This window comes from Halalkalibacter sp. HAAS-P014 (genome assembly GCF_056619965.1).
The window spans coordinates 53,087-65,815 of the sequence record NZ_JBWQTV010000013.1 but is presented as its reverse complement, the minus strand read 5'-3'; the positions used below and the strand labels follow the sequence as shown (position 1 = coordinate 65,815).

Annotated in this window: 13 protein-coding genes and 1 riboswitch; of the genes, 4 read left to right on the top strand and 9 right to left on the bottom strand. The window is 33.2% G+C overall.

All coding sequences use genetic code 11. The features are described 5' to 3' along the window. Window positions 1-10 precede the first annotated feature (10 nt). Both AC1FXZ_RS10430 and AC1FXZ_RS10425 read left to right on the top strand, forming a co-directional pair. Window positions 11-910 (top strand): LCP family glycopolymer transferase, encoded by a 900-nt coding sequence (locus tag AC1FXZ_RS10430; protein ID WP_480053273.1) that lies wholly within the window; start codon window positions 11-13, stop codon window positions 908-910. Between the two features lie 109 nt (window positions 911-1,019). Then, window positions 1,020-1,108: riboswitch (cyclic di-GMP riboswitch) on the top strand. A 41-nt stretch (window positions 1,109-1,149) separates the two neighbouring features. Beyond that, the gene (locus tag AC1FXZ_RS10425) at window positions 1,150-1,272 is read left to right on the top strand and encodes a hypothetical protein (protein ID WP_480053271.1); all 123 of its coding nucleotides are present in this window, start codon (window positions 1,150-1,152) and stop codon (window positions 1,270-1,272) included. Window positions 1,273-1,357: 85 nt separating this feature from the next. Here the strand turns inward: AC1FXZ_RS10425 and AC1FXZ_RS10420 are convergent, their stop codons facing one another. After that, window positions 1,358-1,951: a serine O-acetyltransferase gene (locus AC1FXZ_RS10420; protein WP_480053269.1), complete on the bottom strand. Its 594-nt coding sequence runs from the start codon at window positions 1,949-1,951 to the stop codon at window positions 1,358-1,360. A 164-nt stretch (window positions 1,952-2,115) separates the two neighbouring features. Then, complete coding sequence (cmk, locus tag AC1FXZ_RS10415) at window positions 2,116-2,796, bottom strand: (d)CMP kinase (RefSeq protein WP_480053267.1); 681 nt, start codon at window positions 2,794-2,796, stop codon at window positions 2,116-2,118. 173 nt (window positions 2,797-2,969) lie between these two features. Between cmk and AC1FXZ_RS10410 the strand changes: the two genes are divergently transcribed. Continuing rightward, window positions 2,970-3,113, top strand: a complete 144-nt coding sequence (locus AC1FXZ_RS10410) for a hypothetical protein (RefSeq protein WP_480053265.1) — start codon at window positions 2,970-2,972, stop codon at window positions 3,111-3,113. Between the two features lie 81 nt (window positions 3,114-3,194). On the opposite strand, the gene tagD is transcribed toward AC1FXZ_RS10410, so the two are convergent. From tagD to AC1FXZ_RS10385, 5 genes are all read right to left on the bottom strand, one after another. After that, window positions 3,195-3,590 (bottom strand): glycerol-3-phosphate cytidylyltransferase, encoded by a 396-nt coding sequence (gene tagD, locus AC1FXZ_RS10405; RefSeq protein WP_480053263.1) that lies wholly within the window; start codon window positions 3,588-3,590, stop codon window positions 3,195-3,197. 129 nt (window positions 3,591-3,719) lie between these two features. Next, on the bottom strand, window positions 3,720-4,475 hold the full coding sequence (locus AC1FXZ_RS10400; RefSeq protein ID WP_480053261.1) for a CDP-alcohol phosphatidyltransferase family protein: 756 nt from the start codon (window positions 4,473-4,475) through the stop codon (window positions 3,720-3,722). Window positions 4,476-4,524: 49 nt separating this feature from the next. Next, window positions 4,525-5,721, bottom strand: coding sequence for a CDP-glycerol glycerophosphotransferase family protein (locus AC1FXZ_RS10395; protein ID WP_480053259.1), 1,197 nt, complete (start codon window positions 5,719-5,721; stop codon window positions 4,525-4,527). Window positions 5,722-5,748: 27 nt separating this feature from the next. Beyond that, window positions 5,749-6,768, bottom strand: a complete 1,020-nt coding sequence (locus AC1FXZ_RS10390) for an NAD(P)H-dependent glycerol-3-phosphate dehydrogenase (protein WP_480053257.1) — start codon at window positions 6,766-6,768, stop codon at window positions 5,749-5,751. Next, window positions 6,768-8,942 (bottom strand): bifunctional glycosyltransferase/CDP-glycerol:glycerophosphate glycerophosphotransferase, encoded by a 2,175-nt coding sequence (locus AC1FXZ_RS10385; protein WP_480053255.1) that lies wholly within the window; start codon window positions 8,940-8,942, stop codon window positions 6,768-6,770. Before AC1FXZ_RS10385 ends, AC1FXZ_RS10390 begins: the two co-directional genes overlap by 1 nt. A gap of 272 nt (window positions 8,943-9,214) precedes the next feature. On the opposite strand from AC1FXZ_RS10385, the gene AC1FXZ_RS10380 reads away from it, so the two are divergent. Then, window positions 9,215-10,984, top strand: coding sequence for a glycosyltransferase (locus AC1FXZ_RS10380; RefSeq protein ID WP_480053253.1), 1,770 nt, complete (start codon window positions 9,215-9,217; stop codon window positions 10,982-10,984). Between the two features lie 67 nt (window positions 10,985-11,051). On the opposite strand, the gene AC1FXZ_RS10375 is transcribed toward AC1FXZ_RS10380, so the two are convergent. Next, complete coding sequence (locus AC1FXZ_RS10375; RefSeq protein WP_480053251.1) at window positions 11,052-11,918, bottom strand: ComEC/Rec2 family competence protein; 867 nt, start codon at window positions 11,916-11,918, stop codon at window positions 11,052-11,054. An 87-nt stretch (window positions 11,919-12,005) separates the two neighbouring features. Next, entirely contained in the window at window positions 12,006-12,728 is a 723-nt protein-coding gene (locus AC1FXZ_RS10370; protein ID WP_480053684.1) for an ABC transporter ATP-binding protein, read from the bottom strand. Window position 12,729 lies beyond the last annotated feature (1 nt).

Genomic DNA, 12,729 nt, shown 5'->3' with positions numbered 1-12,729 from the left:
GCATATACTAATGAAAAAAAAGCTACTCATTACGCTTGGCCTTGTTTTCGGTGTTGTATTACTAACAGTGGCAGCATACGGCTTTTACTTATATAAATCAGTTACAGATACAGTTACAGAAATGCATGAACCACTTGACCGCGTTCCAACTCGGGAAGTGAATGTTGATGAACGAGAACCACTGGCGTTCTTGATTGCTGGGGTCGATTCTAGAGGCGATGATCATGAAGGACGTTCCGATACGATTATTGTTATGACCGTAAACCCACAGGATGAATCGGTTAAGATGTTAAGTATTCCTCGTGATACTCGTACTGAAATTATTGGTAGAGGTACCATTGATAAGATCAACCACGCTTATGCGTTTGGTGGGGTTAGTATGACAATGGATACAGTGGAGAATTTTCTTGATATTCCAATTGATCACTATGTGAGTATTAATATGGAAGGGTTTAAAGGCTTGGTTGATGCGCTTGGTGGTGTACCCGTTACTAATGCGTTTGAATTTTCCTCTGAAGGCCATCATTTTCCTGAAGGAGAAATCTTTTTAAGTGGAGATGAAGCACTTGCTTATACTAGAATGAGAAAACAAGATCCACGTGGTGATTTTGGACGAAATGACCGTCAACGTGAAATTGTTGAAGCGGTAATTCAAGAGGGTGCTCAAATTAGTTCGGTCACTCGAGTCGGCAGTATTTTAGATGAAGTAGGAAGATCAGTCCGTACCGACCTTGATTTAGATGGCATGTGGAAGGTCATGTCAAAATATCGTGATGCTCGTCATACTGTTGATCAGATGGAGATCTCAGGTAATGGAACTCGTATTAACGGGATTTATTATTTAGAGGTGCCGAATGAGGAATTAGAGCGTGTTCGTGGGGAATTACGTGAGCATTTAGATTTAGATTGATCGGTAATTAGATAGGAAGTTGTTTCATAAAATTGAAACAACTTCTTTTTATTTTTTTGTAAAATGTTCTTCACTTTTCTCTTCGCTTAACCGATAATAATAAAGATTCATATGAGAAAGGCAAAATCAGTGAAAGCTGATGACGCAAAGCTAGAGGGACTTCAGTGGTGAAGACCACTATGTCAGCCAGCTGCCAACGATGGCCTTGTATGATAGTAATCTAGAGGGGGAAGATTCTATTGTTTTATACACCTGAAGAGATCCAAAGAAAGAAGAAAATCAAAAAGGCGTTCCTTACAGTATCAGTATCGATAATTGGTATTTCTATTGCTGTATTAGCGTCATTGCTCGGAAGCTTGTAATGAAAAAGGCATGTTGAGAAGCTATCAGCATGCCTTTTTTATGTCTTCTATTGTTCAACATAAAAACTACTCAATCATTTTCCACTTAAAACTTCCTTCCCCCTCTCTCTAAGACGATATCGGCACCTTTCATGATTTTGTTAAGTGACGTATTCTTAGATATAACTTTTGCTGGTACACCTGCAACTGTCACATTATCAGGAACATCCTTATTCACAACAGCGTTAGCACCAATCATTACATTATCCCCAATTTTTACATCTCCATAAATTTTTGCTCCAGGAGCTATATATACATTGTCACCGATTATAGGTACTTTACGTTTATGTTGGCCAATATTGACAGCTGAATGAATCACACAGTTCTTTCCAACTCGGACCCTTTTATTTACAACAATGCTTCCATAATGAGAAATTTTAAGTCCAGGACCGAAATTTTTTGGATGTATATAAAAACCCATATTTAGCCCAACTTTTTGTAATTTTCTTTTCGCTATATTTAAACGCAGTTTATTAATCGGTTGTTTTTTTAACGTGTGTAAATATTCAACTTTTCTGAGAAGGCGTTGATAATAGAGTTCAGGATATTTATATTTAAGATTTAATCTCCACTTCTTTAAGCCTCTAGCCGCTAAATCTGCCTCTAGATAATATATGTAATCCTTCTTATTTTTTATCAATCATATTTCACCTTTTCTTTTTACGTTTCACATTGATATCTTATAGTATTATCTTATTCTCTTTCAATTGACAAATTAACGTTCAAAGAATTAAAATCAATTTTTGTATATTATAAAGAAGCAGAATGATTCAAAAATAAAATCATCCTGCTTTTATTTTTTCTTTATTTGGATAATACATGACTCATTGCAAGTTTAACAATAGCCTCGACAACTTCAGGAATTGTTAATGTAGAGGAGTCAATCTCTATTGCATCACTAGCTTTTAATAAAGGTGCAAACTCTCTTTTTGAATCGAGTTCATCACGTTTTGCAATATCTTTTTGTAATTGTTCAAGATTAGAGGGGATCCCTTTTTGAACTTGTTCTGCATGTCGGCGCTTAGCACGAATTTCCACCGAAGCTGTTAAAAATACTTTAACCTCTGCATTGGGTAATACATAGGTTCCAATGTCTCTTCCATCTAAAATGGAGTTACCCATTTTTGCTAATTTGCGTTGACGGTCCACCATTTCTAATCGTATTTCGGCATAGCTTGCAACACGCGAGACATATTTATTAACCTCAGCTGTTCTAATGGCTAAAGTAACGTCCTCTCCATTTACTAATACTTTTGTTCCTTCATCTTCATTTACAAGTTGTATATCTATTTTATCAAGAAGGCCTTTAAGCAGTTTCCCGTCATCTAAATTAACACCAGTTTCTAATGCTTTGTATGCTAATGCACGGTACATGGCTCCTGTGTCAATATACAAAAAACCTAATTGGTCAGCGACCATCTTTGCAACTGTACTCTTCCCGGCTCCTGCAGGTCCGTCAATTGCTATTGATCTTACTTCATTCATGCATTTTCACCTCAACTATTAATCATTATCGCTTTTTAAATCAAGACATAGGCCACTGATTTTCCATTTACAATCTTTTAATATTCTATTTATACTCACTTAATTAGCGAATGGTATCTTTCAGTTATAGAGAAATAAATGTTTGGCAAAACTATACTCTAGAGGTGAATGCTTTGCTTAATTCGTTATGGGATATCGTGATTAGAAATTCGTTAAACGAAGATGAACTGATTGAATCAGAACTAGAATTTGATTTAGGAGAAGAATATGAAGATGAAGAGAATATCCCCGATATATACCAATATGAGTTTATGTGATTTACAAAAGGGATACCTTCAATGTTTAAGCCTCCTAATAACAATCATTAGGAGGCTATGCCCTGAACCTTTATGAGAGAATTAATGATTCCCCACTAATAATTCTTCTTTAATTTGAGTAGTTGAAATACCTTCTGTTCTTGGTAAGTATACAACATTACAATAATCTTTTAGGAAGTCAAATTTCCCTTCCCAATCATCACCAATCACGAATGTCTCGACATCATTTTTGATTACGTCTTGGATTTTTTGGTCCCAATTATTCTCTGGAATAACTTCATCAACATATCGAATTGCTTCTAGTATCATTTTCCTGTTTTCATAGTTATGAAAAGCTTTTTTATCTTTGATTGCATTAAATTCATCAGTTGAGATAGCAACGATTAGGTAATCCCCTAAATCTTTTGCACGTTTTAGTAAATTAATATGACCCCAATGTAATAAATCAAAAGTCCCATAAGTAATTACTTTTTTCATTTTAACCTCCATGTATATAAAATAAATATTAATTATTTGTAAACTTTTTGTAAAGTATATCACAGTTCCTACCATATATAAAATAACAAAATCTGTAAAAATGTTATAAACTGATATAAAATTTTTAAATTATAATGATTTCAACGTTACATATAGCCGAAATATAACTTTAAGAACCAAGATTACTAAGAATAACACTATATATACATGAATAAGTTCAATATTAATAATAAGCTCAAGGATTACTAGAAGAACTAAGTTAAAGTAAAAGCCTGGAATACCAAGAACAAATCCTAAAATATCATAAAAAATTGATTTTTCCCTAATTTGGTTAACTGGATCTTGTTCGAATGCGTTGCTTTTAGTTAATTGATATGAAATGGGAATTAATAAAGAATAAATGACAGCAACTATAACTGCATATAATAAGAAAATTTCTAAACTTGTTAATTCGATTCTTTCAGTTATCAATAAATAAGTTAGTGCAAATGAAATAAATACAGGTAATGTTGCCGCTTGGATTAATAAATCAATAAAGTACCCTTTGGAAGATTCTTTTCTCGTTAACCTAGCCAATTCACCATCAACACAATCAAACAAATAACCCATATTATACAAAACAAAGGCAAGAATAAAATAAAGAGGTTCTCGTGCTAACATACACAATCCTGATAACAAGATACACAGTACACTTAACCAACTTACCACATTAGGACTTATTTTTAGCCATTTAAAAACTACCACAAAGTAAACGGAAATACGTCTTAAAACAAACCAAGACCAAACATCTTCTTTGCTGCTGTAAGATTGGGTTTTCTCTCTAATTTGAATAATATAGCTAGAGTCTATTGGAGTTGTTGGTAGTTTAGTATCTGTTGTCTGCATTAATATACTCCTTTAATTAATAAGCTGAAAACCACTTTAATAACAACAATCAGCGATTTTCCGTAAAAATTTCATCAACTACTCTTTTCGCTGAATGTCCATCTTCTAAGTAACAAAATTGATTAATAAACTGTGAGTACTCTTTTTCGTATGGCTCTAACCCATTCGTCTCAAAATTAACAATTTCTCTTAATACTTCTTCACTTGTCGATACTACAGGACCAGGAGCATTTGTCTCTAAATCAAAATAAAAACCTCTAACTTTACTTTTATAAGTTTCAAGATCATAAGTAAAGAAGATAATTGGTCTTTTTAAATTTGCGTAATCAAACGATACGGATGAATAATCAGTAATTAACAGGTCCGAAACAAGATAGAGCTCATTAATGTCAACATGCTTAGAACAATCAAAAACAAATCCATTATATTTTTTAAAATCAATTTGATCAGAGATAAAAGAGTGCATCCTTATTAAAATAACGTACTGATCACTCAACTCTTTCATTAAGAGTGATAGGTCTAACTCCAATGAAAATTTGTATTGGCCAGCTCTATAATACTCATTATCTCTCCAGGTTGGTGCATAAAGTATAACTTTTTTTTCTTTTGGAATTTGAAGCTTTTCTTTTAAATCATTAGTATGAACTAAGTTATGTCTTAAGGCTAAATAGTCATTTCTAGGATAACCGGTTTCTAACACAGCCCCATTAAATTGAAAAGCACGCTTAAAAATATCTGTTGAATATCGGTTAGGTGAGATCAAATAATCCCAATTACGAGCCTCTTTCAGAAAATTTCTTTTATATTTTTCTGTTGTAGTTCCCGGCATATGAACTTCTTTCATATCTGCAACAAGCTTCTTTAACGGAGTTCCATGCCATGTTTGTATATAAATCGTTTTTTTAGATTTTGGTACCCAGTTTGGCATCCTACTATTAGTTACCCAGTATTTCGCTCGTGCCATTAAAATAAACCAACTAAGTGAAAAGCGCTGAACATAAGGTATCCCCTTTTCTTCAAAAGGGGTTTGAAATTGTTTCTTTACACTCCAAATCATTTGATAATCTAAATTTTCTTGAGTCATATGCTCATAAATACCTCTTGGATTACAACTATATTGTTTTCCAGAGAAGCTTTCAAATATTACTAGTTTTTCTTTTTTTGGTAAGAAAAACAGTACCTTTAAAAGCATTCCACATAATAGTTTAATGACTAATATTCTCTTTGATAAAAGTTTCTTCAACATTGAACAATATTCCTCATCATGTGTTTATTAAAAAGCCATTGATTCAACTTTCCCAGTACGACCCATTAGTTCATCAACAGCAGTTTTAACCTCTTTATTGTTATATAAAACATCATATATTGCTGTCGTAATAGGCATTTCAATCCCTAACTCTTTGGATAAATGGTATGCAGCTTCTGTTGTCCTTACACCTTCAACAACCATTCCCATTTGCTCTAATATATCATCAAGCTTTTGCCCTTTTCCAAGCAGGTTACCCGCTTGCCAATTCCTACTATGAGCACTCGTACACGTAACAATTAAATCGCCAATTCCTGCAAGACCAGCAAACGTAAGGGGGTTTGCCCCCATTGCACAACCGAGCCTAGTTATCTCTACTAACCCTCTAGAAATAAGGGCTGCTTTTGCATTATCGCCATAACCTAAACCGGCACAAATTCCTGCTCCAAGAGCAATAACATTTTTTAATGAGCCTCCTAGTTCTACGCCAATAACATCCCGATTTGTATAAACTCTGAAGTATGAATTCATAAACATTCCCTGTATCTTTGTAGCTGAATCTATATTGTGCGATGAAACAGTCACAGTGGTCGGCATACGCATACATACTTCCTCAGCATGACTAGGTCCAGATAAGACCACGATATCTTCAATTAGATTTCTAGGTACTTCCTCTTCTATGATTTCAGAAATTCTTTTATAGCTTCCAGGCTCAACTCCTTTAGACGCATGCATAATCATTAATGGAGTATGAACAAACACTGTTATCTGTTTCAAAATTTCTCTCATTGCTTTAGTTGGCACAACTAACAAGACAGAATTCACGTTTTGTAATCCTATTTCTAAATTGGTTGTTGCTGTAATAGAAGCAGGGAGTTCCACGTTAGGAAAATACTTTGGATTTTTATTCTTTTCATTAATAGAGTTTATTACTTTTTCATCTTTTCCAAAGATAACTACATCATTTCCGTTATCTGCAAGCACCATAGCTAGAGCAGTTCCCCAGCTACCGGCACCAACTACAAGAATTTTTTCTTTAACGGCCATTATTTCCTCTCCTTTGTAACGCTAGAGTTAAGAAATACTTCTTCTACAATCTTCTTAGCCGCATTTCCATTTTCAAGCCCACAGAATTTATTATAGAACGAATTATATTTTCTTTGAAATTTGCTGTTAATCTTGCCTATACTCTTAATACTTTCAATAACCTCATCGGAAGTTTTTAGAATTGGTCCGGGAGCATCATCTTGCAGATCAAAGTAAAACCCTCTTAAGGAGTCACGGTACTTATCAATGTCATACGTAAAAAATATTATAGGGCGTCTTAAATTAGCAAAATCGAAAAAGACTGATGAATAATCAGTAATTAATATATCCGAGATTAAATAAAGCTCAGCAATATCTTCATAGTCAGATAAATTAAACACAAAATCATCCATGCCCTTTGTATCAACGTGATCTGCAATAAGATAATGCATTCTTAAAGCAACAACGTACTCATCACCAAGCTCTTCCTTCATTTTATCTAGTTCCAACTTTAAATCAAACTTATACTTACCTTTTTCAATGAACTCATCATCTCTCCACGTTGGAGCATAAAGAATAACTTTTTTATCATCAGGTATACCAAGGTTTTCTTTAATCTCACGTTTCTTAGCCTTTTTAAACTTTTTATTACTGTGTAAAATATCATTTCTAGAGTAACCATAATCAAGAACTTTATTTTTAAATTTAAATGCTCGTTTAAAGATTTCAGTGGAGTAATGATTCGGCGATATTAAATAATCCCACTTTTGGGACTCATTATAAAAGTTTCTTTTATATTTTTCAGTGGTCGTCCCCGGCATTCTAACTTCTTTCATATCCCCAGCTAACTTCTTTAACGGTGTTCCATGCCAGGTTTGCAAATAAACCATTTCTTCACGTTTTTTTGCAAAATTTGGCATACGGGCATTTGAAACCCAATATTTTGAAGTTGCAAGGTAATAATAATACTTGAGGCTGTTTCTCTTTACTTTTTTGGCATTCCCCGGAATATTCCGTTTTGTATCATTCAAGATCCAAACATAATCATAATCATTGGTTTTATCTTTAATTAGCTCTTCATAGATATAACGAGTATTACATGCGTAACTCTTTCCTCCGAAACTCTCAAAAAGGACAGTTTTATTCTTAATAGGTAATTTAATAAGGACAGACTTATAGATTTCCTTATATAAATTTTGCTTACCTTTTACAGCCTTCATCCAATCCTTTGATGTCTTCCTCAGATTATTCCATTTAAGGATAGCCCTTTTATTTTGATTGATGACAGCTTTCATCTCTAATTTCGGTAAAATACCTTTCTTACTAATAATTGAAGGCGCTATTTTTTTCATACTCTCGCTTAAATCGTTTAGATAGTTATTGAAGAACTCATCTACATTTGGTGCGTTAATAATTTTATTAATATTCTTCAGATAAAAAGTAACTAGTTGCCGATCTAGATAACGATCAATACTTACGTAATGACCTTCAGTTTCCTTAAGAAGGTTATAGAAGTAAAGAAAATCCTTCACCTTTTCATCATCGCTCTTTAACATAAGTGCAGGATTGTCGATCGGATCATAGCACTCCCCTTTATAATATGTGCGTGCTGTGATGTACGGAATGTTCTTAACACGAACAATGGCAGGAATCAAGAATGTTAAGTCAGAGAAAAACGTCATAGATTCGTCAAATTTCAAATCATGTTTTTCAATGAAACTACGCTTAATTAGAATATTCGTTACTGTTCTTCTTCTTAAAGCTTTCGTTTTTTTCTCTTTTGTTAATAAATTAACATTCACTTCTTCTCCTGGATCATACTCTTGAAAGTCAATACTTTTAGTTATCGAACCTGCAGTTATATTATAACTTTTAGACTGGCTTATTAGTTGTTCAATTGCATTAACAGCTAAATAATCATCGCCATCAAGAAAATAAACATAGTGGCCAGTTGCTTTAGTCAAACCAAAGTTTCTAGCTTTAGCTACTCCTGCATTTTGCTTAAACTCAAAAAAGTTCACCCGATCGAATTGATCTGAGAACCCTTTACTTATTTCTTTGCTTTTATCCTTAGAAGCATCGTCAATAATAAGAACTTCCAAATTTTTATAAGTTTGATTAACAACAGATGTTAAACACTTTTCAATATAATCTTCTTTATTATAAACCGTAATAATTATAGTTACCTTTTTCATCACGTTACCCCCTATTTCAGTAACTAGTTTATATCTTAGCAGCTTTGCCTTTGGTAAAATAATAGATAGTAATTTGCCAAAAAAAAACAAAAAACGCCCTAAATAAGTTCACTTTACTAGGACAAATGTAATAATAACATACTTTTATAAGAAGAACTACAAAATTTTGACACATCCATTAAATTACAGCTTATGTTCTACATCTTTCGCTAAGTATTATCGCTTATGTTATATTTTTTATGAAATATCGCAATCTGAGAGGCTGGATTAGTTTGAATGAAACAATTTACTTAATGATGGGTTCAATTAAATTAAAAAGAGGTGGGTTGACCAAAGCTTTATTAGAAAGAGGCAGAATTTTATCTCAAACAACAAAAAATATTCATATTATTACATTCGATTATGACTTAGACTACGATGCCATAAGGAAACAACTTTATCAGTTAGGTTTACTTAATAAAAATATTCACCTTCATAATCTTTTTGATTTTTTGGCTCAGAAAGATTTCTGTGCTCTTGATAGTAATTTTACATCTATTAAAGATTACTCAGTTGTAACTATTGAGAATACTGATGAGGAAACAATAGAAAAGACATTATACTATAAAGCAAATGGCCAACATTATTTAACTCAATTTCGTAATCCAGATACTAATAAGATAATTAAATTTGAATGGTTATATAACAAACAAATATACTCATTCAAAAACAAAACACAATTACGCAAATATTGGGTTGAACAGTTACTTAAAGACGAAGAAAACCCTGTTCTTATATCCGATTCAAGGGCTACAGATAGCGTACTTAAGTCGATACCCAATTATTTAGTTACAAAGATTGTTGTAATCCATAGTTCTCATTTAATAGAACCATTTGAAAATGAGAGAACACTTAATAATATGAACGACTACGACGCAATCGTTTTGTTGACGGAGGAGCAAAAAATTGACATAGAAAAACAATATGGCTACCGAACAACTTACCATGTGGTTCCACACTCAACCCAATCAAAGCCTATAGGCGAAGTAGTTAAAGACCCCTGGAAGATCGTTTCAATTTCTCGGTTTGTCCAAAGCAAAAATGTTGATCATATTATCAAAGCATTTAAAGGAGTTGTACAACGTTTCCCTCAAGCCAAGCTAGATCTTTGGGGTTTCGGGCCACAAGAAGAAGCTCTTAAACAGCTAATAAAAGAACTAAAACTTGAGCAACAGGTTACTATTAAAGGCTACACGTTTAACCCACGTCACATTTTTAGCCGTTCTGCATTCTCAGTTGTAGCATCGTCTTCTGAAGCATTTGGTTTGGTCATTTTAGAAAGCTTATCTGTTGGTACACCCGTAATCTCTTACGATATAAAATACGGCCCAAGAGACATGATAAATCATAACGAGAACGGTTACCTTATCGAAAAGCATAATATTAACGCTTTAGAACAATCAATGGTTAAACTTCTCTCGAATTCAGATGAACGAAAACGATTAAGCAAAAACTGTTATACCAGTACTCAAAAGTTTAATGAAGATAAATTTCTTTTAGAGTGGTTTAAAGTAATAAAAAGCGCGACTTTTCAAAAAAAGAACCGAATTCCTTTCCTTAAAATATCTCCTAATTTAATGGCGATTGAAATTGAGAACGGATCTTACCCTAACTTTACAGTAAAGGGTTCATTAACATTTGATAAGGAAATAATATTTAAAGGAAACAGCCATTTAGCTCTTCTAACAAAAAAAAGAAATGCTGAAGGTTTGATCAAATTCAATACATTTTTTCAATGGATAAACAATAGTACGCTTTCATTTGAGGTTAATATCTCATTTAAAGAAATTATCGATTACTCACTACAGAAAAACGAAAAAGATATTTGGGACTTTTTTGTTAGTTATAGCAACGGAAACTCCCATAAATTTATTCGAATTGGGAAACAAAAAGAAAAAAATTTGATTAAGCTCGACCATACCGCACTCACTTTTAAAGGCAGTAAAATACAGCTCTATTTTACACAACATGGTAACTTGAGTATTAAAGTGCAAAAACTTTGAAATGCCTTTTTTGAAAGAAAAAACTGGTCACTGGCATAATAGAACGCCAAACACGACCAGTTTTTTATTAATTTGTTGTTAAATCTCTTAATATTTTATCGGAATTGAATTTAATTCCATAGGAGTGACCATCCGATGTTAATACTATATCGCCAAATTCAGCTGTATTATACACGGCAATACCATGGTTGAATAACCTTTCTACCACGCTCTGATGTGGATGACCATATTCATTATCTAAACCAGCACTAACTATCGCATCTTTTGGTTGGACTGCTTCTAGATACTTCTCAGTTGTACTCGTTCTAGAACCATGATGGTTCACCCTAAGAACATCGGATTCAACATGAAAGTTCGTAATAATGCGATCTTCGGCCTTTTCCTCTGCGTCTCCCGCAGTTAGAAAGGTAAAATCTTTGTACGTGAGGTGAAATCCAATAGATCCATCATTTAAGCTATCCCCCTCAGCAAAACTGTTAATAATTTTTATTGAAACATCTCTATCCAACTCTATTTCGCCACCCACTTCGGCAAAAGTTATAGATACATCATTCTCAATTACATAGTCAATATAATTGGCAAATGTCTCTGTTGTATGCTCCGCACCACTGTCAATTAGTTCAATCACATCAAATTGACTCATCACTTCAACTGCTCCACCGATATGATCGTAATGTGGATGTGTCATAACTAACTTATCAATAGAACCTATTCCTAGCCCTTTTAAGTAAGACACCACTTTCTCTCCGGATTCTGGAAGTCCGGCGTCAATCAACAAATTTTTACTATTCGGTAAGATTATAAACGTACTATCACCCTGCCCAACATCAATAAAATGAATTTCGAGATCTTGTTTTTTAACAACCGTTTCATAGATAAAATAACCAGAAACCAAAATAAATAATCCAAGTACTATTGATAATGTCTGCTTCATATTTCCTCCTTATGGATTTATCGATACTAAAAAATAACCTCTCTAGATTACTAGAGAGGTTATTTGATAATCAACACTAAAATACTTTTAATAATTAGCTTCATAATCGTCGATAATTTCATTAACCTCTCCAATAGCTGCTACTTTGCCTGTTTGCAGAATCATTGCTCTATCACAAATCTTCCTTAAAGGTCTAAGACTATGAGAGACGATTACAATTGTTTTACCATTTTTCTTTAGTTCAATTATCTTTTTATAACATTTCATTCTGAAATCTTTATCACCTACAGCTAAAACCTCATCAACTAAGATGATATCTGTATCAATATGAACAGCAATTGCAAAACCTAATCTCGCTTTCATACCTGAGGAGTAAAATTTAACGGGCCCTTCGATATCTTTTCCTAATTCTGCAAACTCAATAATCTTTGGGATCATCTCATTTATTTCAGTTTTATTTTTACCGTAGATTGCACAGTTCAACTTAATATTTTCTACACCGGATAAATCTCTACTTAACCCCGCACCTAATTCAATTAAAGGAATTAATGTGCCGTTCAAATTTATAGTCCCATTATTAGGTGTTACGATTCCAGATATTACTTTAAAAAGGGTACTCTTACCAGCCCCGTTTTTACCGACAATCGCAAATGCTTCACCTTTTTTCACATCAAATGAAATATCATCCAGAGCTTGGAATTTCTCATACCTTTTTTCTTTTCGTACCAAAGATAAAAAACTGCCTTTTATTGTTTTGTCATAAGACTTTTTAAACGCCTTATAAACATTCTTTACCTCAATCGCGTTCATC

Excerpts from the sequence above, each read along its gene's own strand:
- AC1FXZ_RS10430 (WP_480053273.1), top strand. The coding sequence starts at position 11 with ATGAAAAAAAAGCTACTCATTACGCTTGGCCTTGTTTTCGGTGTTGTA.
- cmk (WP_480053267.1), bottom strand. The coding sequence starts at position 2,796 with ATGAATGAAGTAAGATCAATAGCAATTGACGGACCTGCAGGAGCCGGG.
- tagD (WP_480053263.1), bottom strand. The coding sequence starts at position 3,590 with ATGAAAAAAGTAATTACTTATGGGACTTTTGATTTATTACATTGGGGT.
- AC1FXZ_RS10400 (WP_480053261.1), bottom strand. The coding sequence starts at position 4,475 with ATGCAGACAACAGATACTAAACTACCAACAACTCCAATAGACTCTAGC.
- AC1FXZ_RS10395 (WP_480053259.1), bottom strand. The coding sequence starts at position 5,721 with ATGTTGAAGAAACTTTTATCAAAGAGAATATTAGTCATTAAACTATTA.
- AC1FXZ_RS10390 (WP_480053257.1), bottom strand. The coding sequence starts at position 6,768 with ATGGCCGTTAAAGAAAAAATTCTTGTAGTTGGTGCCGGTAGCTGGGGA.
- AC1FXZ_RS10385 (WP_480053255.1), bottom strand. The coding sequence starts at position 8,942 with ATGAAAAAGGTAACTATAATTATTACGGTTTATAATAAAGAAGATTAT.
- AC1FXZ_RS10375 (WP_480053251.1), bottom strand. The coding sequence starts at position 11,918 with ATGAAGCAGACATTATCAATAGTACTTGGATTATTTATTTTGGTTTCT.
- AC1FXZ_RS10370 (WP_480053684.1), bottom strand. The coding sequence starts at position 12,728 with ATGAACGCGATTGAGGTAAAGAATGTTTATAAGGCGTTTAAAAAGTCT.